38 protein-coding genes are annotated in these 25030 nt (G+C 33.1%); 37 read left to right on the forward strand and 1 reads right to left on the reverse strand.

What is annotated here, in order from left to right:
• Window positions 1-93: 93 nt before the first annotated feature.
• Complete coding sequence (locus SJY43_RS06980) at window positions 94-1587, reverse strand: POTRA domain-containing protein (RefSeq protein WP_396603130.1); 1494 nt, start codon at window positions 1585-1587, stop codon at window positions 94-96.
• A gap of 377 nt (window positions 1588-1964) precedes the next feature.
• Here SJY43_RS06980 and rpsL point away from each other — a divergent pair, with 377 nt between their 5' ends.
• From rpsL to SJY43_RS07165, 37 genes are all read left to right on the forward strand, one after another.
• Window positions 1965-2339: a 30S ribosomal protein S12 gene (rpsL, locus tag SJY43_RS06985; RefSeq protein ID WP_019386263.1), complete on the forward strand. Its 375-nt coding sequence runs from the start codon at window positions 1965-1967 to the stop codon at window positions 2337-2339.
• A 21-nt stretch (window positions 2340-2360) separates the two neighbouring features.
• Complete coding sequence (gene rpsG, locus SJY43_RS06990; protein WP_092847766.1) at window positions 2361-2837, forward strand: 30S ribosomal protein S7; 477 nt, start codon at window positions 2361-2363, stop codon at window positions 2835-2837.
• A 3-nt stretch (window positions 2838-2840) separates the two neighbouring features.
• Window positions 2841-4967, forward strand: coding sequence for an elongation factor G (gene fusA, locus SJY43_RS06995; protein ID WP_396603131.1), 2127 nt, complete (start codon window positions 2841-2843; stop codon window positions 4965-4967).
• A gap of 11 nt (window positions 4968-4978) precedes the next feature.
• Window positions 4979-5284 carry a 30S ribosomal protein S10 gene (gene rpsJ, locus SJY43_RS07000; RefSeq protein ID WP_007650482.1) on the forward strand — a complete coding sequence of 102 codons (306 nt, stop codon included), beginning with the start codon at window positions 4979-4981 and terminating at the stop codon, window positions 5282-5284.
• 122 nt (window positions 5285-5406) lie between these two features.
• Window positions 5407-6024, forward strand: a complete 618-nt coding sequence (rplC, locus tag SJY43_RS07005; protein WP_396603132.1) for a 50S ribosomal protein L3 — start codon at window positions 5407-5409, stop codon at window positions 6022-6024.
• On the forward strand, window positions 6024-6653 hold the full coding sequence (gene rplD / locus SJY43_RS07010) for a 50S ribosomal protein L4 (RefSeq protein WP_396603133.1): 630 nt from the start codon (window positions 6024-6026) through the stop codon (window positions 6651-6653). Before rplC ends, rplD begins: the two co-directional genes overlap by 1 nt.
• Before the next feature lie 7 nt (window positions 6654-6660).
• A complete protein-coding gene (gene rplW / locus SJY43_RS07015) occupies window positions 6661-6951 on the forward strand; it encodes a 50S ribosomal protein L23 (protein ID WP_019386269.1) in 291 nt (96 codons plus the stop codon).
• Window positions 6952-6961: 10 nt separating this feature from the next.
• Window positions 6962-7789: a 50S ribosomal protein L2 gene (gene rplB, locus SJY43_RS07020; RefSeq protein ID WP_396603134.1), complete on the forward strand. Its 828-nt coding sequence runs from the start codon at window positions 6962-6964 to the stop codon at window positions 7787-7789.
• A 3-nt stretch (window positions 7790-7792) separates the two neighbouring features.
• Window positions 7793-8071, forward strand: a complete 279-nt coding sequence (gene rpsS, locus SJY43_RS07025) for a 30S ribosomal protein S19 (protein ID WP_034043300.1) — start codon at window positions 7793-7795, stop codon at window positions 8069-8071.
• Between the two features lie 6 nt (window positions 8072-8077).
• A complete protein-coding gene (rplV, locus tag SJY43_RS07030) occupies window positions 8078-8485 on the forward strand; it encodes a 50S ribosomal protein L22 (protein ID WP_396603135.1) in 408 nt (135 codons plus the stop codon).
• A gap of 7 nt (window positions 8486-8492) precedes the next feature.
• Entirely contained in the window at window positions 8493-9212 is a 720-nt protein-coding gene (rpsC, locus tag SJY43_RS07035; protein ID WP_092847748.1) for a 30S ribosomal protein S3, read from the forward strand.
• A gap of 21 nt (window positions 9213-9233) precedes the next feature.
• Window positions 9234-9653, forward strand: coding sequence for a 50S ribosomal protein L16 (gene rplP, locus SJY43_RS07040; RefSeq protein ID WP_396603136.1), 420 nt, complete (start codon window positions 9234-9236; stop codon window positions 9651-9653).
• Between the two features lie 12 nt (window positions 9654-9665).
• On the forward strand, window positions 9666-9857 hold the full coding sequence (gene rpmC, locus SJY43_RS07045) for a 50S ribosomal protein L29 (protein WP_034043309.1): 192 nt from the start codon (window positions 9666-9668) through the stop codon (window positions 9855-9857).
• 12 nt (window positions 9858-9869) lie between these two features.
• Window positions 9870-10127, forward strand: coding sequence for a 30S ribosomal protein S17 (gene rpsQ / locus SJY43_RS07050; RefSeq protein WP_019386276.1), 258 nt, complete (start codon window positions 9870-9872; stop codon window positions 10125-10127).
• Window positions 10128-10129: 2 nt separating this feature from the next.
• Entirely contained in the window at window positions 10130-10498 is a 369-nt protein-coding gene (gene rplN, locus SJY43_RS07055) for a 50S ribosomal protein L14 (RefSeq protein WP_069831953.1), read from the forward strand.
• A 15-nt stretch (window positions 10499-10513) separates the two neighbouring features.
• Window positions 10514-10825 (forward strand): 50S ribosomal protein L24, encoded by a 312-nt coding sequence (rplX, locus tag SJY43_RS07060; protein WP_396603137.1) that lies wholly within the window; start codon window positions 10514-10516, stop codon window positions 10823-10825.
• 2 nt (window positions 10826-10827) lie between these two features.
• A complete protein-coding gene (gene rplE / locus SJY43_RS07065) occupies window positions 10828-11379 on the forward strand; it encodes a 50S ribosomal protein L5 (protein ID WP_396603138.1) in 552 nt (183 codons plus the stop codon).
• A 3-nt stretch (window positions 11380-11382) separates the two neighbouring features.
• The gene (gene rpsN / locus SJY43_RS07070) at window positions 11383-11652 is read left to right on the forward strand and encodes a 30S ribosomal protein S14 (RefSeq protein WP_040278732.1); all 270 of its coding nucleotides are present in this window, start codon (window positions 11383-11385) and stop codon (window positions 11650-11652) included.
• A gap of 68 nt (window positions 11653-11720) precedes the next feature.
• A complete protein-coding gene (rpsH, locus tag SJY43_RS07075) occupies window positions 11721-12119 on the forward strand; it encodes a 30S ribosomal protein S8 (RefSeq protein WP_396603139.1) in 399 nt (132 codons plus the stop codon).
• Window positions 12120-12136: 17 nt separating this feature from the next.
• Entirely contained in the window at window positions 12137-12679 is a 543-nt protein-coding gene (rplF, locus tag SJY43_RS07080; protein WP_396603140.1) for a 50S ribosomal protein L6, read from the forward strand.
• Window positions 12680-12689: 10 nt separating this feature from the next.
• Window positions 12690-13046, forward strand: coding sequence for a 50S ribosomal protein L18 (gene rplR / locus SJY43_RS07085; RefSeq protein ID WP_396603141.1), 357 nt, complete (start codon window positions 12690-12692; stop codon window positions 13044-13046).
• A 6-nt stretch (window positions 13047-13052) separates the two neighbouring features.
• On the forward strand, window positions 13053-13577 hold the full coding sequence (gene rpsE / locus SJY43_RS07090) for a 30S ribosomal protein S5 (protein WP_109351401.1): 525 nt from the start codon (window positions 13053-13055) through the stop codon (window positions 13575-13577).
• Window positions 13578-13588: 11 nt separating this feature from the next.
• A complete protein-coding gene (rpmD, locus tag SJY43_RS07095; protein WP_069831945.1) occupies window positions 13589-13768 on the forward strand; it encodes a 50S ribosomal protein L30 in 180 nt (59 codons plus the stop codon).
• A 15-nt stretch (window positions 13769-13783) separates the two neighbouring features.
• On the forward strand, window positions 13784-14236 hold the full coding sequence (gene rplO / locus SJY43_RS07100; protein WP_396603142.1) for a 50S ribosomal protein L15: 453 nt from the start codon (window positions 13784-13786) through the stop codon (window positions 14234-14236).
• A gap of 14 nt (window positions 14237-14250) precedes the next feature.
• On the forward strand, window positions 14251-15606 hold the full coding sequence (gene secY, locus SJY43_RS07105) for a preprotein translocase subunit SecY (protein WP_396603143.1): 1356 nt from the start codon (window positions 14251-14253) through the stop codon (window positions 15604-15606).
• A 9-nt stretch (window positions 15607-15615) separates the two neighbouring features.
• A complete protein-coding gene (gene infA, locus SJY43_RS07110; RefSeq protein WP_007094967.1) occupies window positions 15616-15831 on the forward strand; it encodes a translation initiation factor IF-1 in 216 nt (71 codons plus the stop codon).
• 4 nt (window positions 15832-15835) lie between these two features.
• Complete coding sequence (gene ykgO, locus SJY43_RS07115; RefSeq protein WP_013305171.1) at window positions 15836-15952, forward strand: type B 50S ribosomal protein L36; 117 nt, start codon at window positions 15836-15838, stop codon at window positions 15950-15952.
• A gap of 2 nt (window positions 15953-15954) precedes the next feature.
• Window positions 15955-16329: a 30S ribosomal protein S13 gene (gene rpsM, locus SJY43_RS07120; protein WP_298495314.1), complete on the forward strand. Its 375-nt coding sequence runs from the start codon at window positions 15955-15957 to the stop codon at window positions 16327-16329.
• A gap of 100 nt (window positions 16330-16429) precedes the next feature.
• The gene (gene rpsK, locus SJY43_RS07125) at window positions 16430-16813 is read left to right on the forward strand and encodes a 30S ribosomal protein S11 (protein WP_042499157.1); all 384 of its coding nucleotides are present in this window, start codon (window positions 16430-16432) and stop codon (window positions 16811-16813) included.
• A gap of 194 nt (window positions 16814-17007) precedes the next feature.
• A complete protein-coding gene (gene rpsD / locus SJY43_RS07130) occupies window positions 17008-17613 on the forward strand; it encodes a 30S ribosomal protein S4 (protein WP_396603144.1) in 606 nt (201 codons plus the stop codon).
• Between the two features lie 96 nt (window positions 17614-17709).
• The gene (locus SJY43_RS07135; protein WP_042505212.1) at window positions 17710-18702 is read left to right on the forward strand and encodes a DNA-directed RNA polymerase subunit alpha; all 993 of its coding nucleotides are present in this window, start codon (window positions 17710-17712) and stop codon (window positions 18700-18702) included.
• A gap of 59 nt (window positions 18703-18761) precedes the next feature.
• Entirely contained in the window at window positions 18762-19232 is a 471-nt protein-coding gene (rplQ, locus tag SJY43_RS07140; RefSeq protein ID WP_396603145.1) for a 50S ribosomal protein L17, read from the forward strand.
• An 86-nt stretch (window positions 19233-19318) separates the two neighbouring features.
• Complete coding sequence (locus SJY43_RS07145; RefSeq protein ID WP_396603146.1) at window positions 19319-20053, forward strand: hypothetical protein; 735 nt, start codon at window positions 19319-19321, stop codon at window positions 20051-20053.
• A gap of 96 nt (window positions 20054-20149) precedes the next feature.
• Window positions 20150-20875 carry a hypothetical protein gene (locus SJY43_RS07150; RefSeq protein ID WP_396603147.1) on the forward strand — a complete coding sequence of 242 codons (726 nt, stop codon included), beginning with the start codon at window positions 20150-20152 and terminating at the stop codon, window positions 20873-20875.
• A gap of 88 nt (window positions 20876-20963) precedes the next feature.
• Entirely contained in the window at window positions 20964-22064 is a 1101-nt protein-coding gene (gene carA, locus SJY43_RS07155) for a glutamine-hydrolyzing carbamoyl-phosphate synthase small subunit (protein WP_396603148.1), read from the forward strand.
• Between the two features lie 161 nt (window positions 22065-22225).
• Window positions 22226-23518, forward strand: a complete 1293-nt coding sequence (gene eno, locus SJY43_RS07160) for a phosphopyruvate hydratase (protein WP_396603149.1) — start codon at window positions 22226-22228, stop codon at window positions 23516-23518.
• Window positions 23519-23700: 182 nt separating this feature from the next.
• Complete coding sequence (locus tag SJY43_RS07165; protein WP_396603150.1) at window positions 23701-25029, forward strand: citrate (Si)-synthase; 1329 nt, start codon at window positions 23701-23703, stop codon at window positions 25027-25029.
• The last annotated feature ends 1 nt before the right edge of the window (window position 25030 follow it).

The following is a 25030-nucleotide window of genomic DNA, read 5'->3' on the forward strand; positions in this document are numbered from 1 at the left end:
TGCCAAAAATCCTAAAATAAAGTTAATAAAACAATAAATAATGGTTAAAATTTGATAAAAAGCGAGAATTTTTAAGAAAATGATAATAAGAAGCTAAAAATTCGCAGTCAAACTGAGATGTATTTTAGAATTAGATAGTTTAAATTGAGTATTCTCATTTTTACCATTTGCGTAGTTAAACCTTAAGAGCCCAGATTTTGTAAGAATTCCAAACCCAAACCCATATCCAAATAACTTTTCATTGGTATTTCTTAGTTTATTTTGAAAATACCCTGCATCAATAATACTATGTATGTAAATTGAGTTGTTTAATTTAAACCTGTATTCAGAGTTTATAAGGCCATAAAGTGATGCAAATAGGCTATTTTCTTCAAAGCCTCTTATAGAATTTATACCGCCAAATCTTAATAATTCGTTTTCAAAGTAGGTGTCCGATATTAAATTAGAGCCATTAACTCTAATATAAATACTGTTTTTAGGGTTTAATGAGAAAATTTTTAACGCATCTATGGCATATTGCGTTTGTTTTGTCTTCTTTGTTGTAGTTTTTCTTTCGCCAATTCCAGCTTCTATATAAAGTTTGGATTCAATTGGGAAAAGTAAACTGTTAAATTGAGGTTTTAAAAACTGGTAGGCTATTGTGTAGTTTTTGGTTTTGTAATCTGAAATAGTAGAGTTTATGTTATCAGTAAGAAGATTGTTTGATTCAGTTGAAACAATGCCGCCGTATATCTTGTTTTTAGAATTTATTTGATAATGCAATCTGGCCGATTGATTTACAGTTGTAAAAGATGAATCTCGTTTAAATATCCTTAAAAGTATATCTGCGCCTATTGGCGTGTTAAATAAATAAGGTAATGAAACATCTGCCTCAAAAGTTTTTTGATCGTTTTCATCACTCTTATATAGTAGTCTAAATGATTCTCCAAAGTTTAAATTATTTGTTAAATTTAAATTTAAGTAGCCATCAAACTCTAATTTGTTAGTTTCCTCATTGCTACCAAATCCTAGAAAACCATCAAAATTATTGCTTTTAGTTTTTTCGAGATATAAATATAAGGTTGTTGAGTCCTTTAAAAATAAAACTTCGGGAGATTTAATTTCATTTGCAAAATTTAAACTGTTTAATTGTTCCGTTTTACTTCTAATAGTATTTAAATCAAAAATTTGCTCAGGTTTTATTTTTAAGAAGTGTTTTAAATAAGATTGAGGAAATTTATCATATCCTTTAATAACTATGTTATTAATGATTCTTTTTTCTATCGGAGAATTAATGATTATTGAGGCTTCTAAGTTTAATGAGTCTTTAATTTTAATATTTGATAGCTTTAATTTTGAAAAAGGAAATCCGTTTTTCGAAATCTCTCCGTTAATTATATTGAGTGCTTGTTCTGTCTCAGTAAGGTTAATGATAAAATAATCATCAAATATTTTTTTTGAAACTAATTTTAAAGTCCTTAAATCAACATCATTTTTATTGTAGTAAATATATAAGGACACAAATTTGTTTTTTAAACGAATTTTAGTGTTGTAAGTAGAGTCGTTTTCTTTTTTTATTTCTTCCGCTTCATTTTCAATATAACCCAAGTTATGTAACCTTTTTTGTAAGGTCTCGATTTCAGACTTAATAGATAAAAAATCATTGTGTTTTTTTGAATAGCTCAATGAATCTATAATACTGGTTTCATTTTTAGAATAACCATCAATTTTTAATCTTAAATTTTGGCTAATCCCATTGAGTGAAAAGAAAGTTATTATAAAAAGGAATAGGTAATATTTTTTATGCACGTTTCAACTACTTTTTTTTATGTAAATCTAACGGAAAATCTAAGCTTATAATATAGCTTATGTTATTATTTTTGAAAACTCTTAAAAATTAATGATTTAGGATTTGAATTCTAAAATTTAATTTCTACATTTGCACCCCTCTTAAAAAGAGGATAATAAATTTATATATAATATATATGCCAACAATTTCGCAATTAGTAAGAAAAGGAAGAGCCAAAATAACCAAGAAGAGTAAATCGGCTGCTTTAGATTCTTGTCCGCAAAGACGTGGTGTGTGTACTCGTGTTTACACAACAACTCCTAAAAAACCTAACTCAGCAATGCGTAAGGTAGCAAGGGTTCGTTTAACAAACGGTAACGAGGTTAATGCATACATCGGTGGTGAAGGACACAATCTACAAGAGCACTCGATAGTATTGGTTAGAGGTGGAAGGGTAAAAGATTTACCAGGAGTTAGATATCACATCGTTCGTGGTGCTTTAGATACAGCAGGTGTATCTGGAAGAACACAACGTAGATCTAAGTATGGTGCAAAACGCCCTAAGAAGTAATTAAAACTTTAAGAAGAAGACATGAGAAAAAGAGCAGCAAAAAAGAGACCGCTTTTACCAGATCCAAAATTTAACGACCAGTTAGTAACTCGTTTCGTTAATATGATGATGTGGGATGGAAAGAAATCGGTAGCTTTTAAAGTATTCTACGATGCAATTGATATTGTAGATTCGAAAAAAACTGACGAAGAAAAAACAGGATTAGAGATCTGGAAAGATGCTTTATCTAACGTTATGCCTCACGTAGAAGTACGTAGTCGCCGTGTTGGTGGTGCAACATTCCAAATTCCAATGCAAATTCGTCCAGACAGAAAAGTGTCAACAGCTATGAAATGGTTAATTAGTTACGCAAGAAAGCGTAATGAAAAATCAATGGCATTACGTTTAGCATCAGAGGTTTTAGCAGCAGCTAAAGAAGAAGGAGCGGCGGTTAAGAAAAGAGTAGATACTCACAAAATGGCAGAGGCAAACAAAGCATTCTCTCACTTTAGATTCTAAGACATGGCAAGAGATTTAAAATTTACAAGAAATATAGGTATTGCTGCACATATTGATGCAGGAAAAACTACTACTACAGAACGTATTCTTTATTATACAGGTGTTTCTCATAAAATTGGTGAAGTACATGATGGTGCTGCAACAATGGATTGGATGGAGCAAGAGCAGGAAAGAGGTATTACAATTACTTCTGCTGCAACTACTTGTACTTGGAAATTCCCAATTGAAAATGGGGAGCCAACACCAGAAACTAAAGGATATCATTTTAATATAATTGACACACCGGGTCACGTTGATTTTACCGTAGAGGTGAATCGTTCTTTACGTGTACTTGATGGTTTAGTATTCTTATTTAGTGCGGTTGATGGTGTTGAGCCACAGTCTGAAACTAACTGGAGACTAGCAGATAACTATAAAGTTCCAAGAATTGGGTTTGTTAATAAAATGGACCGTCAAGGATCTGACTTTTTAGGTGTTTGTCAACAAGTTAAAGATATGTTGAAATCTAACGCGGTGCCAATCGTTTTAAATATTGGTGACGAAGATGATTTTAAAGGTATTATAGATTTAGTAAAAAATAGAGCTATTGTATGGCATGATGAAACTCAAGGGGCAACCTTTGATGTTATTGAAATTCCAGACGATTTAAAAGAAGAAGCTCGTAAATACCGTGCGCTACTTATTGAAGAAGTTGCAGGATATGACGAAAATCTTTTAGAGAAGTTCATGGAGGATGAAGATTCTATTACAGAAGACGAAGTGCATGCTGCACTTAGAGCTGCTGTAATGGATATGGCTATCATTCCTATGATTTGTGGTTCTGCTTTTAAAAATAAAGGGGTTCAGTTTTTATTAGATGCTGTATGTCGTTATTTGCCTTCTCCAACTGATAAGGAAGGTATTGTAGGAGTTAATCCTGACACAGAAAAAGAAGAGTTACGTAAGCCGGATGTAAAGGAGCCTTTCGCTGCTTTAGCGTTTAAAATTGCTACAGATCCTTTTGTTGGTCGTTTAGCATTCTTTAGAGCGTATTCTGGTCGTTTAGATGCTGGTTCTTATGTGTTAAATAATCGTTCTGGAAAAAAAGAACGTATTTCACGTATCTACCAAATGCATGCTAACAAACAAAATGCAATCGATTTTATTGAAGCTGGAGATATTGGAGCTGCTGTTGGATTTAAATCTATCAAAACAGGAGATACACTTTCAGATGAAAAACATCCTATTGTTTTAGAATCTATGGACTTCCCTGATCCAGTAATTGGTATCGCGGTTGAACCTAAAACTAAGGCAGATGTTGATAAATTAGGTATGGGCTTAGCTAAATTAGCTGAAGAAGATCCTACATTTACTGTGCGTTCAGATGAAGCTTCAGGACAGACTATTATTTCTGGAATGGGTGAGCTTCACTTAGATGTAATTGTAGATCGTTTAAAACGTGAATTCAAAGTAGAGGTTAATCAAGGTCAACCACAAGTTGAATATAAAGAAGCTATTACTGCTTCTGCAGATCATCGAGAAGTTTATAAAAAACAATCAGGTGGTCGTGGTAAATTCGCAGATATCGTATTTACTATAGAGCCTGCAGATGAAGGACAAGAAGGACTTCAATTTGAATCTGTAATTAAAGGTGGTAACGTTCCTAAAGAATTTATCCCTTCAATTGAAAAAGGATTTAAGCAAGCGATGGTAAATGGACCATTAGCAGGTTTCGAAGTTGATGCTATGAAAATTACCTTAAAAGATGGTTCTTATCATGATGTCGATTCAGATCAATTATCTTTCGAATTAGCAGCTAAATTAGGTTTTAAAAACGTAGCGAAAGCGGCTAAAGCGGTAATCATGGAACCTATAATGAAACTAGAAGTTATCACTCCAGAAGAAAATATGGGTGATATTGTAGGTGATTTAAATAGAAGACGTGGTCAAGTGAGTGACATGGGTGATAGAGCTGGTGCAAAAACTGTAAAAGCAACTGTACCATTATCAGAAATGTTTGGATATGTAACTACATTAAGAACATTATCTTCTGGTCGTGCAACATCAACAATGGAATTTTCACACTATGCTGAAACTCCTAAAAATATTTCAGAGGAAGTTATAGCAGCCGCTAAAGGCGTTGAATCGTAAATCTTAAGAAAATGAGTCAAAAAATCAGAATAAAATTAAAATCTTACGATCACAACTTAGTGGATAAGTCTGCTGATAAGATTGTAAAAACAGTAAAAAGTACTGGAGCAGTTGTAACTGGACCAATTCCATTACCTACTCACAAGAAAATTTTTACTGTATTACGTTCTCCACACGTAAACAAGAAGTCAAGAGAGCAATTTCAATTATCATCTTATAAGAGATTATTGGATATCTACTCGTCGTCATCAAAAACAATTGATGCGTTAATGAAACTTGAGTTACCAAGTGGTGTTGAAGTAGAGATTAAAGTTTAGTTATAAACTTACATGTCCTGAGCTGCGAGCAAGGGAAAAACGGTAAAAATACAATTCAAGGCTGAAACGTATTTTCAGCCTTGAATTTTAATAACAAATAGTAATAAATTAAATAAATAATTATGTCTGGGTTAATTGGAAAAAAAATCGGTATGACCAGCATCTTTGATGAGAACGGGAAGAATATTCCTTGTACTGTAATCGAAGCTGGGCCATGCGTAGTTACCCAAGTCAGAACTGAAGAGGTTGACGGCTATTCTGCTGTTCAATTAGGTTTCGATGACGCGACAGAAAAAAGCGCTACTAAAGCAGACTTAGGTCATGCTAAAAAAGCGGGTACTTCTGTAAAACGCAAAGTTGTTGAATTCAAAGGTTTTGAGGAGGAGTACAAATTAGGAGATGCGATCACTGTTGAACATTTCACCGAAGGTGAATTTGTTGATGTAGCAGGAACATCTAAAGGTAAAGGATTTCAAGGTGTTGTAAAACGTCATGGTTTCGGTGGTGTAGGTCAAGCTACTCACGGTCAGCATAACCGTTTAAGAGCGCCAGGATCTATTGGAGCTGCATCTTACCCTGCAAGAGTTTTCAAAGGAATGAAAATGGCAGGAAGAATGGGTGGAGACACAGTTAAAGTTCAAAATTTAAGAGTTTTAAAAGTAGTTACTGAAAAGAACCTACTTGTGGTTAAAGGATGTGTTCCTGGTCACAAAAACGCTTATGTAATTATTAGAAAATAATGAAAGTAGCAGTTTTAGATATAAACGGAAAAGACACAGGTAGAAAGGCAGACCTTTCTAAAGATGTGTTTGCTATTGAGCCTAATAATCATGCAGTATATTTGGATGTTAAACAATATTTAGCAAACCAACGTCAAGGAACTCACAAATCGAAAGAAAGAGCTGAGATTGCTGGAAGTACACGTAAGATTAAAAAGCAAAAAGGAACTGGTACAGCAAGAGCAGGTAGTATTAAGTCTGGTGTATTTAAAGGTGGTGGTCGTATGTTCGGTCCAAGACCAAGAAATTACAGCTTCAAACTTAATAAGAACTTAAAGCGTTTAGCACGTAAATCTGCCTTAAGTATTAAAGCAGGAGAAAAGTCAATTACAGTTTTAGAAGACTTTAATTTTGATACTGTAAAGACTAAGAATTTTACAGCAGTTTTAAAGGCTTTAGAGCTTGAAAACAAAAAAACGCTCTTTGTGTTGGGTGGGTCAAATAATAACGTATATTTGTCATCGCGCAATTTAAAAAGCACAGAAGTTATAACTTCTTCAGAATTAAGTACTTACAAGATCCTTAATGCGGGTCAAGTAGTGTTGTTAGAAGGAGCTTTAGCAGGAATTGAAACAAACTTAAGTAAATAAGAAACAGATGAGTATCTTAATTAAACCTATAATCACAGAAAAAGCGACTGCAGATAGCGAGTTAAGAAATTGCTATACTTTCGCAGTGAACACAAAGGCGAACAAGGTAGAAATCAAAAAAGCGGTGGAAGCTGCTTATGGAGTTTCTGTTGAAAAAGTTCGTACTATAAATGTCCGTCCAGATCGTAGTACCAAGTTTACAAAAACTGGTATTCAACATGGTAAAACAAATGCTGTTAAAAAGGCAATTGTACAACTGGCGGAAGGTGAAATGATTGATTTATACAGTAACATGTAATTAAAGACAGATGTCAGTAAGAAAATTAAAACCAATCACACCAGGACAGCGATTTAGAGTAGTAAACGGCTATGATGCTATTACTACTGATAAGCCGGAAAAGAGCTTGCTCGTTCCGAATAAAAGGTCTGGTGGTAGAAACAGTGAAGGAAAAATGACTATGCGCTACATAGGTGGTGGTCATAAAAGAAAGTATCGTATTATCGATTTTAAAAGAGACAAATCTGGTATACCAGGTGAAGTTGCTTCTATTCAATACGATCCAAACAGAACAGCTTTTATCGCATTATTGAATTATCAAGATGGTGAGAAGAGATATATTATTGCTCAAAATGGACTTCAGGTTGGGCAGAATGTAGTATCTGGTAAAGAAGGTATTGCTCCAGAAATTGGAAATGCAATGCCATTAAGTGAAATTCCATTAGGAACAATTATATCATGTATAGAATTACGTCCAGGACAAGGAGCTATTATGGCTCGTAGTGCTGGTGCTTTTGCTCAATTAATGGCAAGAGATGGTAAATTTGCTACGGTTAAGTTGCCTTCAGGTGAAACAAGATTGATTCTTGTTAACTGTATGGCTACCATAGGGGTTGTATCTAACTCAGATCACCAGTTATTAGTTGGTGGTAAAGCAGGTAGAACTAGATGGTTAGGAAGAAGACCACGTACTAGACCAGTAGTTATGAATCCAGTTGATCACCCAATGGGTGGTGGTGAAGGTAAATCTGCAGGTGGACATCCTCGTTCTAGAAACGGAATTCCAGCTAAAGGTTACAGAACCCGTTCTAAGACTAAAGCTAGTAATAAATATATTGTAGAACGTAGAAAGAAATAAGACATGGCAAGATCATTAAAAAAAGGACCTTACGTTCATTATAAATTAGAAAAGAAAGTAGCTGTAAATGTTGAGAACAACAAAAAAACAGTAATTAAAACTTGGTCTCGCGCCAGTATGATTACTCCAGATTTTGTTGGACAAACAATAGCAGTACACAATGGCCGTCAATTTGTTCCAGTATATGTTACTGAAAACATGGTAGGTCATAAGTTAGGAGAATTTTCACCAACACGTTCATTCCGTGGACATGCAGGTGCTAAAAATAAAGGTAAAAAGTAGTAAGCTATGGGAAGTCGTAAAAAACAAATGGCAGACGCTATTAAGGAAGCTAAAAAGCATGTTGCTTTTGCTAAACTTAATAACTGTCCTACATCACCAAGAAAAATGCGCTTAGTAGCCGATTTAGTAAGAGGCGAAAAGGTAGAAAATGCACTAAACATTTTGAAGTTCAATCAAAAAGAAGCATCTGGTCGTTTAGAGAAGTTGTTATTATCAGCTATCGCTAACTGGCAATCTAAGAATGAAGATGCTGATGTTGAAACTGTAGAATTGTTCGTAAAAGAGATTACTGTTGATAGCGGGTCTATGTTAAAAAGACTGCGTCCAGCACCTCAAGGTCGTGCACACAGAATTAGAAAACGTTCTAACCACGTAACAATTGTGGTAGGAGCTAATAATAACACACAAGCTTAATAAGAGTATGGGACAAAAGACAAATCCAATCGGAAATCGCTTAGGAATTATCAGAGGATGGGAATCTAACTGGTACGGAGGAAACGATTATGGTGATAAACTTGCCGAAGACGATAAGATTAGAAAATACGTTCACGCGCGTTTATCTAAAGCTAGTGTTAGTAGAGTAATAATCGAAAGAACTCTTAAACTTGTAACCGTTACTATCACTACTGCTAGACCTGGTATTATTATCGGAAAAGGTGGTCAAGAGGTAGACAAGTTAAAAGAAGAACTTAAGAAGATTACTGGAAAAGAAGTTCAGATTAACATCTTTGAAATTAAAAGACCTGAACTTGATGCATTTTTAGTAGGATCAAGCATCGCTCGTCAAATTGAAAATAGAATTTCATACAGACGTGCAATTAAGATGGCTATCGCTGCTACAATGCGTATGAATGCTGAAGGAATCAAAATCCAAATTAGTGGTCGTTTAAATGGTGCTGAAATGGCACGTTCAGAACACTACAAAGAAGGACGTATTCCTTTATCAACTTTTAGAGCCGATATTGACTATGCTTTAGTTGAGGCACACACTACTTATGGTAGATTGGGTGTTAAAGTATGGATCATGAAAGGTGAAGTATATGGTAAAAGAGAGCTTTCTCCGCTTGTTGGATTATCTAAGAAGCAAGGAAAAGGTGGTGCCGGAAGAGGTGGCAACAAAGGACCTCGTCGTAGAAAGTAATTTTTTATAAAGTAAAGAAAAATGTTACAGCCTAAAAGAACAAAATTTCGTAAACAACAAAAAGGACGTATGAAAGGTCTCTCTGGTAGAGGACATCAACTTTCAAGCGGTACTTTTGGAATAAAAGCAATGGACGCTACGTTTATTACTGCACGTCAAATTGAAGCAGCTCGTATTGCAGCTACTCGTTACATGAAGAGAGAAGGACAACTTTGGATTAAAATATTTCCAGACAAGCCTATCACAAAAAAGCCTCTTGAAGTACGTATGGGTAAAGGTAAAGGTGCTGTTGAATTATGGGTAGCCGTATGTAGACCAGGACGTGTTTTATTTGAAATTGGTGGTGTGCCATTAGACGTTGCTAGAGAAGCATTACGTTTAGCAGCACAAAAGCTACCAGTAAAAACTAAGTTTTTAATCGCTCGCGATTACGAAGCATAATAATTTAAGATGATGAAACAATCAGAAATTAAAGAATTATCTGTAGCTGAGTTACAAGAGAAACTTGGTGAAACAAAAAAGAGTTATTCAGACCTAAAATTGGCTCATGCAATATCTCCTTTAGAAAATCCAATTCAATTACGTTCTATAAGAAGAACTGTAGCAAGAATTGCGACCGAATTAACTAAAAGAGAATTACAATAATTCTGCTGAAAGATGGAAACAAGAAATTTAAGAAAAGAACGTATAGGAGTTGTTACTAGTAACAAAATGCAAAAATCAATAGTTGTTGCAGAGGTTAAAAAAGTAAAACACCCTATGTATGGTAAGTTCGTGTTAAAAACGAAAAAATACGTGGCACACGACGAAACAAACGATTGTAATATTGGAGATACAGTAAAGATCATGGAAACAAGACCTTTAAGTAAATCTAAATGTTGGAGATTAGTTGAAATTTTAGAAAGAGCTAAATAATTATGTTACAACAAGAATCAAGAATAAAAGTAGCAGACAATACTGGAGCAAAAGAGGTTTTAGTTATCCGTGTTTTAGGAGGAACTAAAAGAAGATATGCTTCTGTAGGAGACAAAATAGTTGTTTCTGTTAAAGATGCAACTCCTAATGGAAACATTAAGAAAAAAGCAGTTTCTACAGCAGTTGTTGTGCGTACCAAGAAAGAAGTAAGAAGACCAGACGGATCTTATATAAGATTTGATGATAATGCTTGTGTTTTATTAAACCCAACGGGTGAAATGAGAGGAACACGTGTATTTGGTCCTGTTGCTAGAGAGCTTCGTGATAAACAATTCATGAAGATTGTATCATTAGCACCAGAAGTGCTTTAATACACAAAAAGTAAGATGACAAAGCTTAAAATAAAAACTGGAGATACTGTAAAAGTAATTGCTGGAGACCATAAAGGATCTGAAGGTAAAGTACAAAAGGTGTTAATAGAAAAGAACAAAGCGATTGTTGAGGGAGTAAACATGGTTAAGAAACATACTAAACCAAGTGCACAGAATCCTCAAGGCGGAATCGTAGAGAAAGAAGCAGCTATTCATATTTCTAACTTATCATTGTTAACTTCAAAAGGAGAAACAACAAGAGTTGGATTTAAAGTAGAAGGCGATAAAAAAGTAAGATTTTCAACAAAATCTAATGAAGTAATATAGTTATGGCATATTCACCAAGACTTAAAGAAGAGTATACAAGCAAAATAATTGCTGCTCTTACAGACGAATTTGGGTATAAGAATGTAATGCAAGTTCCTAAACTTACTAAGATAGTAATATCTAAAGGTGTTGGAGCTGCAGTTGCAGACAAAAAGTTAATCGACTACGCGTTAGAAGAGGTAACTACTATATCTGGACAAAAAGCAATTGCTACATTATCTAAAAAGGATGTTGCAACATTTAAATTACGTAAAGGAATGCCAATTGGTGTTAAAGTAACTTTACGTGGTGAAAAAATGTATGAATTTTTAGACCGTTTAGTAACTTCTGCACTTCCACGTGTTAGAGATTTTAACGGAATAAAAGCAACAGGATTTGATGGTAGAGGTAACTACAATTTAGGAGTTACTGAGCAAATTATATTCCCAGAAATTAACATTGATAAAGTTAATAAAATCTCTGGTATGGATATTACATTTGTAACTACTGCAGATACTGATAAAGAAGCAAAATCATTATTAACTGAATTAGGATTACCTTTTCAAAAAAACTAAGATATGGCTAAAGAATCAATGAAAGCCCGCGAGGTGAAAAGAGCTAAAACAGTAGCTAAATATGCTGAAAAACGTAAAGCTTTAAAAGAAGCTGGAGATTATGAAGCATTACAAAAGTTACCTAAAAATGCATCTCCTATTCGTCAGCATAATAGATGTAAATTAACAGGAAGACCAAAAGGATACATGAGAACTTTTGGAATTTCTCGTGTAACATTCAGAGAGATGGCCAATCAAGGTCTTATCCCTGGTGTAAGAAAAGCTAGTTGGTAATATTATTTAAATAATCGGGTTTAAGGTTCGAAATAGTTCGAAAACCAAGACCACAAAATCAATTCATTATGTACTCAGATCCAATTGCGGATTTTTTGACAAGAATTAGAAACGCTGTACGTGCTAACCACAGAGTGGTAGAGATTCCAGCTTCTAATCTTAAAAAAGACATTACTAAAATATTATTCGAACAAGGATATATTTTAAGTTACAAATTTGACGACTCGTCTGTACAAGGTACTATTAAAATAGCACTTAAGTACAACAAGGAAACAAAAGAACCAGTAATTAAAAAACTTCAAAGAATCAGTACTCCAGGTTTACGTCAGTATGCAGGAGCTAATGATTTACCACGTATCTTAAACGGTTTAGGTATTGCTATTGTTTCAACTTCTCACGGAGTTATGACAGGTAAACAAGCCAAAAGAGATAACGTTGGAGGAGAAGTTTTATGTTACGTATACTAATTTAAAGCCAGAAAGAAATGTCAAGAATAGGAAATAATCCAGTAGCCATTCCAGAAGGTGTAACAGTAGACGTTAAAGAAAACGTAGTTACTGTAAAAGGAAAATTAGGAGAGTTAACACAAAATTTCGACGCAGTTGAAATTAAAGTAGAAGAAGGAAATGTTTTAGTAACACGTTCATCAGATTCTAAAGAGCAAAAAGCCAAGCATGGTTTATATAGATCTTTGATGAATAATATGGTTGAAGGTGTGTCTAAAGGATGGACAAAAGAATTAGAATTGGTTGGTGTAGGTTATAGAGCATCAAACCAAGGACAAAAATTAGATTTAGCTTTAGGTTTTTCTCATAATATTATTTTAAACATTGCTCCAGAAGTAAAAGTTGAAACAATATCAGAAAAAGGAAAAAACCCAATTATAAAACTAACATCATTCGATAAACAACTTGTTGGTCAAGTCGCTGCGAAGATCCGCGGATTTAGAAAGCCTGAGCCTTATAAAGGAAAAGGAGTTAAGTTTGTTGGTGAAGAAATAAGAAGAAAAGCAGGTAAATCAGCTTAATAATTAAGTTATGGCATTGACAAAGAACGAAAGAAGACTAAGAATAAAAAACAGAATCCGTAAGGTTGTTTCTGGTACAGAAGCAAGACCTAGATTGGCTGTTTATAGAAGTAATAAAGAAATTTATGCTCAAATAGTTGATGATGTAAATGGTAAAACCATCAGCGCAGCATCTTCAAGAGATAAAGATATTAGTTCAGCGAAAGCAACTAAATCAGAAGTAGCTAAATTAGTAGGTAAAGCACTTGCTGAAAAAGCTTTAAAAGCTGGTATAGAAACTATAGCTTTTGATAGAGGTGGATATTTATATCACGGTAGAGTAAAATCATTAGCAGAAGGTGCTAGAGAAGCAGGACTTAAATTCTAAGAAATTATGTTTAAAAAATATAAAAGTGCAGAATTAGTAAAACCAGGTGGGTTGGATCTTAAAGATCGCTTAGTTGGTGTACAAAGAGTTACAAAAGTAACTAAAGGTGGTAGAGCATTTGGTTTCTCAGCAATTGTTGTAGTTGGTGATGAAGCTGGTGTTGTAGGGCAAGGTTTAGGTAAATCTAAAGATGTAGCTAGTGCAATTGCAAAAGCTGTTGAAGATGCTAAGAAAAACCTAGTTAGAATACCTATTATAAAAGGTACGTTACCACACGAACAAAAAGGTAAATACGGAGGGGCTAGAGTAAATATTATTCCTGCAGCTCCTGGTACAGGTGTAATTGCTGGTGGTGCTGTAAGAACAGTTCTTGAGGCCGTTGGTGTACATGATGTATTATCAAAATCTCAAGGTTCATCAAATCCTCATAATGTAGTAAAAGCAACTTTTGATGCTTTATTACAATTAAGAGATGCAAATGCAATTGCTAGAGATAGAGGTATTTCACTTGAACAAGTTTTTAACGCTTAATAAAGACAGAAATGGCAAAGATTAAAGTAAAGAAAGTTAAAAGCGCAATCAATCGTACGCTAAGACAAAAAAGAACTTTAGAAGCTCTTGGTCTTAAAAAGATTGGTCAAGTAAAAGAGCATGAAGCTACACCAAATATTCTTGGTATGGTTGCTAAAGTTTCACATTTAGTTTCTGTTGAAGAAGCTTAAAAATATAAACTGAAAATGGATTTAAGTAATTTAAAACCTGCAGAAGGTTCAGTAAAAAACCAAGGGAAAAGAATAGGTAGAGGACAAGGTTCTGGAAAAGGTGGTACGGCAACTCGTGGTCACAAAGGAGCAAAATCTCGTTCTGGTTATTCTAAGAAACTAGGATTTGAAGGTGGTCAAATGCCACTTCAAAGACGTGTTCCTAAGTTTGGTTTTACTAATATTAACCGTATTGAGCACCAAGGTATCAATTTAGATACGTTGCAACAATTGGTTGATGATAAGAAAATAAAAGATACAGTAGATTTTGAAACATTATTCGCTAACCGTTTAGTTGATAAAAATGATTTAGTTAAAATCATGGGACGTGGAGAATTAAAAGCAAAATTAAAAGTATCTGCACATAAGTTTACTGCTTCAGCAAAAGCTGCTATTGAAGCTGCTGGCGGAGAAGCTGTAACTATATAAGACTTATTACAAGTATGAAATTTATAGAATCAATTAAGAATGTTTGGAAAATTGAAGAACTAAGAAACAGAATCATAGTTACTTTGAGTTTGTTATTAGTTTATCGTTTTGGTGCTCAAGTTGTATTACCTGGTATCGATGCATCTCAATTAGGTGGTTTAGCAGAAAAAACAGACGGAGGTTTGTTAGGTTTGCTTAATGCTTTTACAGGTGGTGCATTTGCTAATGCTTCGGTTTTTGCTTTAGGTATTATGCCTTACATTTCTGCTTCTATTGTTGTACAGTTAATGGGTATAGCTATTCCTTACCTGCAAAAGTTGCAGAAAGAAGGAGCAAGTGGTCAGAAAAAAATAAATCAAATTACACGTTGGTTAACAATTGCAATTTGTTTATTACAAGCACCTGGTTATTTAGCTAGTTTACCAGCATTAGGAATTCCAACAAGTGCATTTTTACTTGGAACGGGGCCTTTATTTTATTTTTCTTCAGTTACAATTTTAGTAACAGGCTGTATCTTTGCGATGTGGTTAGGAGAAAAGATTACTGATAAAGGTATTGGTAATGGTATTTCGTTATTAATTATGGTTGGTATCATTGCTACATTACCACAGTCGTTTTTACAAAACGCAGCTACTAGATTAGAAGGTGGTGGAAACGGTGGTTTAATGATGGTTTTAATTGAATTTGTTATTTGGTTTGTTATTATTTTAGCTTCTATTCTTTTAGTAATGGGAGTGAGAAAAATAGCAGTACAGTATGCAAGAAGAACTGCTTCTGGTGGTTATGAGAAAAGCGCTATGGCTGGTTCAAGACAATATATACCATTAAAGCTTAATGCTTCTGGTGTTATGCCTATTATATTTGCTCAAGCTATTATGTTTGTGCCAAGTTTAATTGGTGGATCTTCTTTCTTGAAAGAGACAGCAGCTGGTGCATGGATGCAAACAAACTATTCGGATATGTTCGGATTTTGGTATAACCTTACTTTTGCTTTATTAATTATAGTATTCACATATTTTTATACGGCAATTACGGTACCAACAAATAAAATGGCAGACGATTTAAAACGTAGTGGTGGTTTTATTCCGGGTATTCGTCCAGGTTCTGAAACATCTGAATATTTAGATAAAATAATGTCTCAAATAACCTTACCAGGTTCTATATTTTTAGCTCTTATTGCTGTGTTCCCAGCGTTTATTGTTAAGCTTATGGGAGTGCAACAAGGATGGGCTTTATTTTTTGGAGGAACATCATTATTAATTATGGTTGGAGTTGCAATCGACACTATGCAACAAATAAATTCTTATTTGTTAAATAGACACTATGATGGTTTGATGAAAACAGGTAAAAATAGAAAAGCAGTAGCTTAATTTTATACTATGGCAAAACAAGCAGCAATAGAACAAGACGGTACGATTATAGAAGCATTATCTAATGCTATGTTTCGTGTTGAGTTAGAGAATGGTCATATTGTGACCGCACATATTTCAGGTAAAATGCGTATGCATTATATTAAATTATTACCAGGAGATAAAGTAAAATTAGAAATGAGTCCTTATGATTTAACAAAGGCTCGAATAACTTATAGATACTAATACGATGAAAGTAAGAGCATCAGTTAAAAAAAGAAGCGCAGATTGTAAGATTGTGCGTAGAAAAGGAAGACTTTACGTAATTAACAAAAAGAATCCTAGATTTAAACAAAGACAAGGGTAATTATGGCAAGAATTGCAGGTGTAGACATACCAAAAAACAAAAGAGGAGTTATCTCTTTAACTTATATCTACGGAGTAGGTAGAAGTAGAGCAAAAGAAATTTTAGCGGTAGCTAAAGTTGATGAAAGTACAAAAGTTCAAGACTGGACCGATGACCAAATTTCTGGTATTCGTGACGCTGTTGGTACTTTTACAATCGAAGGTGAATTACGTTCTGAAACACAATTAAACATTAAGCGATTAATGGATATTGGATGTTACAGAGGTATTCGTCATAGATCTGGTCTTCCTTTAAGAGGACAACGTACTAAGAACAATTCTAGAACTAGAAAAGGTAGAAGAAAAACAGTTGCTAACAAGAAGAAAGCAACTAAATAATAATTAGTCTTTGGTATTTAGACGTTGGAAGGAATCTGTTTGAAATTATAATAGTTTAGGATTCTAGCGACTATCACTAAAACTAAAAGCTAAAAATAAAATGGCAAAAACAAGCACAAAAAAACGTAAAGTTATAGTTGATGCAGTTGGTGAAGCTCATGTTACTGCTTCATTTAATAACATCATTATTTCACTTACCAACAAAAAAGGAGACGTAATTTCATGGTCTTCTGCTGGTAAAATGGGATTTAGAGGTTCTAAGAAAAACACACCTTATGCTGCTCAATTAGCTGCAGAAGATGCTGCTGGAGTAGCAACTGAAGCTGGGCTTAAAAAAGTAAAGGTTTATGTTAAAGGACCTGGAAATGGTAGAGAATCTGCTATTCGTTCAATTCATAATGCAGGAATTGAAGTAACGGAAATTATTGATGTTACTCCATTACCTCATAACGGATGTCGTCCTCCAAAAAGAAGAAGAGTTTAATCACGTTTTAGTTAACGAGAATTAAATAAAGCAAAGCTTAAAATTAATATCATCTGTGATTCAGATGGTATTAATTTTTTGTGTAAATTTGCAGACTGAAAAAAAATAATTAACAAGTATTAACGAGAGATCAACGATTATCGAAGGATAAGATTAAGACCTTAATTCATAATCACTCTCATAACAAAATTAAAATGGCAAGATATACTGGTCCTAAAACTAAAATAGCGCGTAAATTTGGCGAAGCTATATTCGGAGAAGATAAATCATTCGAAAAAAGAAATTACCCTCCTGGGCAACACGGAAACGCTAGACGTCGTGGAAAAAAATCTGAATATGCAATCCAATTAATGGAGAAGCAGAAAGCAAAATATACTTATGGCATATTAGAGCGTCAGTTTAGAGGATTATTTAAAAAAGCAAGAGCTGCACAAGGTATTACTGGTGAAGTGCTTTTACAACTTTGTGAATCTAGATTAGATAACGTTGTATTCAGAATGGGAATTGCTCCAACAAGAAGTGGTGCTAGACAATTAGTTTCTCACAGACATATTACTGTAAACGGAGAGTTGGTAAATATTCCATCTTATTCTTTAAAAGCAGGAGATGTTGTTGCTGTTAGAGAAAAATCAAAATCACTTGAAGCGATTGATAGATCACTTTCAAATTCAAGTAATGTTTATGAATGGATTACATGGAACTCTGATACGAAACAAGGAACTTATGTTTCTGTTCCTGCAAGAATTCAAATTCCAGAAAACATAAACGAACAATTCATTGTAGAATTATATTCTAAATAATAAATTAATAACATTGGTATTTGGCCAAAGGGTTTATAAGCATTTCTTCAAGCTTTTAGACCGCGCAACTAAATAACAATTAAAACGAAGAACAAAATGGCAGTATTTAATTTTCAAAAACCAGACAAGGTAATCATGATTGATTCTACTGATTTCGAAGGTAAATTCGAATTCAGACCTTTAGAACCTGGTTACGGTTTAACAGTAGGTAATGCATTAAGAAGAGTTTTATTATCTTCTTTAGAAGGGTTTGCTATCACATCGGTAAGAATAGAAGGTGTTGATCACGAATTTTCTGCAATTGCTGGAGTAGTTGAAGATGTTACAGAAATCATCTTAAATTTAAAACAAGCACGTTTTAAAAGACAGATAGAAGATATTGATAATGAATCAATTTCAATTTCAATTTCTGGTCAAGATAAAATTACAGCTGGAGATTTTCAAAAATTCATCTCAGGATTCCAAGTCTTAAATACAGAATTAGTAATCTGTAACTTAGATCCTAAAGTGAATTTTAATATGGAAATTACTATTGAAAAAGGTAGAGGTTATGTTCCTGCAGAAGAAAATAAAAAAGCATCTGCACCAATAGGAACAATCTTTACAGATTCAATATACACCCCTATAAAAAACGTTAAGTATAGTATTGAAAACTATCGTGTTGAGCAAAAAACTGATTATGAAAAATTAGTTTTTGAAATCATTACTGATGGTTCAATTACACCACAAGATGCTTTAACTGAGGGTGCTAAGACTTTAATTCACCACTTCATGTTATTCTCTGATGAGCGTATTACATTAGAAGCTGATGAAATTGCACAAACTGAAACTTATGATGAAGAATCTCTTCACATGCGTCAGTTGCTTAAAACTAAGTTAATCGATATGGATTTATCTGTACGTGCACTTAACTGTTTGAAAGCTGCAGAAGTTGATACTTTAGGAGACTTAGTATCATTTAACAAGAATGATTTAATGAAATTCAGAAACTTCGGTAAGAAGTCTTTAACAGAGCTTGAAGAGCTTGTGAATGTTAAAGGTTTAAACTTCGGAATGGATTTAAGTAAATATAAATTAGATAAAGATTAATTAATCATATTTTGCTCCTCGATTTTCGAGTTTAGTAGCAAGATGATAAAACAAAGGTCATGAGACACGGAAAAAAAGTAAACCATTTAGGAAGGCAAACAGCTCACAGAAAAGCAATGTTAGCTAATATGGCATGTTCATTAATTGAGCATAAACGTATTAATACTACAGTAGCGAAAGCAAAAGCATTAAAGCAATTTGTTGAGCCAATGATTACTAAATCGAAAGTAGATACAACCCATAACAGACGTATAGTTATGGCAAATCTTAGACAAAAAGATGCTGTTGCAGAATTGTTTAGAGATGTTTCTGCTAAAATTGGTGATAGACCAGGTGGATATACTAGAATTATCAAATTAGGAAATCGTTTAGGTGATAATGCTGATATGGCAATGATAGAACTTGTTGATTATAACGAAATTTATAATGCAGGTAAAGAAAAGAAGAAAACAACTAGAAGAAGTAGAAGAGGTGGTTCTAAGCCAGCTACTCCTCCAGTTGCGACTAAAGCTTCTAACGAAGAAGAATAAAAACAACATGTTTTTAACATTATAAAAAAAGGCAAACTTGTTAAAGTTTGCCTTTTTTTTGTAAATTGAATCACACAAAAATTTTTATGAAAAAGCTTCTTTTATTTGCATTCATCCTATGTTCATTGTATTTTTTAAATGCTCAAGGACCTAGCGGTAGAGCTGTAAATTTATCGTCTGGTTCAAATGGAATGGGAGGTAGTGGTTATGGTTCAAATAATTTATTGAATTTTGTAAAAGGTGAATGGACCATAGAAAAATCTGAACGAGATGACTTAAACGGAAGTAATTATTTATTCGATGATTGGTCTAATAATGCCGAAATTTATGATTTGAATGGTAAGGGCTTTAAGTTAGAGCATTGTAATTTTAATGTTGCTAAAAATAATGTAGAAGCCATGTTTGATCGAGCTACCAATAAATCATTTGTTTTTAATTCTAACGATTTAAGTAAGGTTAGAATTGGAAATAGATTTTTTGTAAAAAAGGACATTGGAAATAATAGAAATTCTTTGTTGGAGGTCATTCAAGTAGGTGTTAATTTTTCAATTTACAAGATTTATGAAACCGAAATGGTGTTAGCTACCTTAAATCCCATGACCCAAAAAAAAATGGGAAAAGATAGAATCGTAATAAATTCAATATATTTTATTCAAAAGGAGGGAAAGTTAAAACAAATAAAATTTAAAAAATCGACTGTTCTTAAATTAATGTCTGATAAAAAAGAAGAAATTAAAGAGTTTGTTGGTGAAAATAACATATCATTCAAGAATGAAGTCGATATAAAGAAGGTTTTTAGTTATTATAATGAATTAATATAATTGCTAATTATTGTTAAATAAAACATAAAGGATAAACTATTTTAGTTTATCCTTTTTTTCTTTCATAAGTTTGTGTCTAACTTTATAAATATATATATGAAAAGATTATTGTTTTTAGTAGGATTGTTTGCAACATTTAGTGCTTTTTCTCAAAATAGTGAAATTATTGGTTCAGGAACTTCAGCATCTAATATGTATGGTGGCGTTCAGGTTAGTGCTGGGTCAAATAATGGAGTTTGGATTAAATCAACTTCGAGTAAATCTAAAGTTGAAGGCTCATACTATTTATTCGATAATTGGGGTAACATTGCTTCTTTTTATTTACTAGGAAACGAAGGTTATAAAATTCCTAAAGTTAATTTTAATATTAGGTTTAATCGTTTTGAAGCTAATATGAGTAATGAAGGCGCAAATGATTCCATTTTCGCATTTAATTCTAAATCAATTAAAAAAGTAGTATTAGGGAGTAAAGAATTTGTGAAAAAACAAGTTGAAGGTAAAGGCTCTAATTATTTCTTAGAAACTATTCAAGATGGGGATAAACTATCATTATTTAAATCTTATAATGCTATTATTAGTCCAGGAACTATAAATCCAATGACTCAGCAAAAAATGAATGCAGATAAAATTGAGATTAAATCAAGCTATTATCTTGAAAAAAATGGGAGTTTAGAGGAAGTTAAATTGAAAAAATCTACTGTTTTAAAGTTGATGTCAGATAAAAAGGATGAAATAAAAGGGTTTTTAAATGATAATAATTTATCCTTTAAAAAGGATGCCGATATCAAGAAAATATTCAGTTACTATAATTCAATCATATAAATGTTAATAATCATTTAATATATAAAGGATAAACTATTTTAGTTTATCCTTTTTTTTTAGCAATTTTGCAAAACTTTTCAAACGAAATATGAAATATCAAAACAGACAAAAAGCTATAGTGCTTCTAGCAGATGGTACTATTTTTTACGGTAAAGCAGTTGGTAACAAACAAGGAACTTCATTTGGAGAAGTATGTTTTAATACAGGTATGACTGGGTATCAAGAGATTTTTACAGATCCTTCTTATTATGGTCAACTTATGGTAGCAACTAATGCTCATATTGGAAATTATGGTGTAAATGATGATGAAGTAGAATCTGATTCAATTAAAATTGCAGGCTTAATAGTTAAAAACTTTAGTTACGAGTATTCAAGAGATGCAGCCGATGGTTCTTTAGAAGATTTTCTTGATAAGAATAACTTATTAGCTATATCAGATGTGGATACTAGAGCTTTAGTAAGCTATATTAGAGATCATGGAGCAATGAATGCCGTGATATCGACAGACGTTGATAACATTGATGGCCTAAAGAAGCAATTAGCAGAGGTTCCTAATATGGAAGGTTTAGAATTGGCTTCAAAAGTATCTACCAAAGAGCCATATTATTTTGGTGACGAAAATGCTACTTATAAAGTCGCGGCTTTAGATATTGGAATTAAAAAGAATATATTAAGAAACATAGCTAGTAGAGATGCTTATGTTAAAGTGTTTCCTTATAATTCTAAGTTTGAAGATCTAGAAGCATTTAAACCAGATGGATACTTCTTATCAAATGGCCCTGGAGATCCAGAACCTTTAGTTGAAGCTCAAGAAGTTGCTAAAGAAATAATAAAAAGAGATTTACCATTATTCGGTATTTGTTTAGGGCATCAAGTAATTGCTCGAGCTAATGGGATTTCAACTTATAAAATGCATAACGGGCATAGAGGTATAAATCACCCTGTAAAAAACTTAATTACAGGAAAAGGTGAAATTACCTCTCAAAATCACGGTTTTGCTGTTAATAGAGAAGATGCAGAATCTAATACAGATTTAGAAATTACACATGTGCATTTAAACGATGATACAGTAGCGGGTTTAGCAATGAAAAATAAAAAAATATTTTCAGTTCAATATCACCCTGAAGCTAGCCCAGGACCTCATGATTCATCTTATTTGTTCGATCAATTCATAGAGAATTTAAAGTAATAAAAAGTTGTAATAAATTTCAATATTTGATTTATATGTTGAATTTTATTTTTACTAAAACGTTATAGATGTAGTTTTGTTAAATTCTTCAAAAACATCTAAAAATAAAGAAGATTTAAACGTAAATTTGAAGCAATTAAAAGATTTAAAATAAACCAATTATGAGTATAATTATTAATATCCATGCAAGACAAATTCTAGATTCAAGAGGTAATCCAACCGTTGAAGTAGATGTAGTAACTGAAAACAATATATTAGGTAGAGCTGCTGTACCATCAGGAGCATCAACTGGAGAACATGAAGCTGTTGAATTACGCGATGGTGGAAATACTTATATGGGTAAAGGTGTTTTAAAAGCTGTAGAAAATGTAAATACTATAATAGCTGAAGAGTTATTAGGTGTTTCAGTTTTCGAACAAAACCTAATTGATAAAATGATGATTGATTTGGATGGTACGCCAAACAAATCAAAATTAGGAGCTAACGCTATTTTAGGTGTGTCTTTAGCGGTTGCTAAAGCGGCAGCTAACGAGTTAAATATGCCATTATATCGTTATGTAGGTGGAGTTTCTGCTAATACATTGCCATTACCAATGATGAATATTATTAATGGTGGTTCTCATAGTGATGCACCAATTGCATTTCAAGAATTTATGATTATGCCTGTTAAAGCTAAAAACTTTACACATGCTATGCAAATGGGTACTGAAATTTTTCATAACCTTAAAAAAGTATTACACGACAGAGATTTAAGTACAGCTGTTGGTGATGAAGGTGGTTTTGCGCCAAACTTACCAGGAGGAACTGAAGATGCGCTTGATACGATTGCAAAAGCAGTAGAAAACGCAGGTTACAAGTTTGGAGATGAAGTTAAAATCGCTTTAGATTGTGCTGCAGCTGAATTTTTTGTTGATGGTAAATACGATTATAAGAAATTTGAAGGTGATTCAGGTGTTATTAGAACAAGTAAAGAGCAAGCTGAATATTTAGCTGAACTAGCTGGTAAATATCCTATTATTTCTATTGAAGATGGTATGGATGAAAACGACTGGGAAGGTTTTAAATATTTAACCGAATTAATTGGCGATAAAGTACAATTGGTTGGTGATGATTTATTTGTAACTAACGTAGAGCGTTTATCTAGAGGAATTAAAGAAGGTATAGCGAATTCTATTTTAATTAAAGTAAACCAAATTGGAACTTTAACTGAAACTATTGCAGCTGTAAATATGGCACATAATGCAGGATATACTTCTGTAATGTCTCACCGTTCTGGAGAAACTGAAGATAATACTATTGCAGATTTAGCTGTAGCATTAAACACAGGTCAAATCAAAACAGGTTCTGCTTCACGTAGTGACCGTATGGCAAAATATAACCAACTACTTCGTATTGAAGAAGAGTTGGGAGAAGTTGCTTATTTTCCTGGTGAAAATGCTTTTAAGATAAAATAAGTTTTAAACTCAAATATTAATTTAAAGCCAAGTTCATTTTTGAACTTGGCTTTTTTTGTTTTGTAATACCTTTTTCTGATTTATTGTGCGAAATATGTAACTCTAGCGAAGTTTAGTGATATGTATCATGTTTTAAATGTTAATTAAGTGATAAATTGTGAAATTCACTTTAAAACAGTATCATGATTACTTTAAAAGATAAGTTATTCAATAAAATTCAAGAACACCGACCTAGAATTACAAAACTGCTTAAAGATCATGGTGATAAGGTTGTGGATCATGTAACGGTTTCACAGGTAGTTGGAGGTATGCGAGGAGTGAAAAGTCTAATAACAGATGTTTCTTATTTAGATCCAAATGAAGGTATACGTTATAGAGGTTATACACTAAATGAAGTTTTAGAAAAATTACCTAAGCCAAAAGATTCAGAAATGCCTTATGTTGAAGGCTTGTATCATTTATTGTTGACTGGTGAAATACCCACTACAAAAGAAGTAGATGAGTTGATGACTAATTTTAGAAACAGACGTACTGTTCCTAGTTATGTTTGGGATGTCATAGATTCTTTTCCAAGTGATAGTCACCCAATGGCAATATTATCTGCGGCTGTTATGAGTTTAGAGCGTGAATCTCACTTTAATTTAAAATATAAAAAAGGGTTAAATAAATCGGATTATTGGGATTCTACATATGAAGATGCTACCAATTTATTAGCAAAGCTACCATTAATAGGAGCCTATATTTATAATAAATTATATCACCCTAAGATGGGACATCGCCATCCAGATCCTAATTTGGATTTAGGTGCAAATTTCGCATATATGATGGGTAAAGATAAGCCCTATGATGATGTTTCAAGAATGTATTTTATCATACATGCCGATCATGAAAGTGGTAATGTAAGTGCTCATACAGGACATCTCGTGGCTAGTTCTTTATCAGACATATATTATTCAACTTCAGCTATGATTAATGGTTTAGCAGGTCCATTACACGGATTAGCAAACCAAGAAGTTTTAAGATGGCTCCAGCAATTAAGAAATCAAATGGGCGGTAAATTGCCTGATGAGCAAGAATTAAAGGATTATGTTTGGAAAACTCTAAATAATGGGCAAGTTATACCAGGTTATGGACACGCAGTATTGCGAAAAACGGATCCAAGGTACGCAGTACAAAGAGAGTTTTGCTTAAAACACCTTCCCGAAGATGAGTTGTTCAAGTATGTAGACGCATTGTATAAAGTAGTTCCAGATATTTTACGAGAACAAGGTAAAGCAAAAAATCCCTGGCCAAATGTTGATGCACAATCTGGTGTAGTGCAATGGCATTATGGAGTTACACAGTTTGATTTCTATACGGTATTGTTTTCAATAGGAAGAGCGTTTGGCGTCTTATCAAATATTATTTGGGATAGAGCATTAGGCTATCCTTTAGAACGCCCCAAATCTATAACAACAGAAATGTTAGAAAAAATGGTTGAATTTGATAAAGTAAAATCCACTTTAGATTGAA

It is taken from the genome of Algibacter sp. R77976 (assembly GCF_044594645.1).
GTDB lineage: Bacteria > Bacteroidota > Bacteroidia > Flavobacteriales > Flavobacteriaceae > Algibacter_B.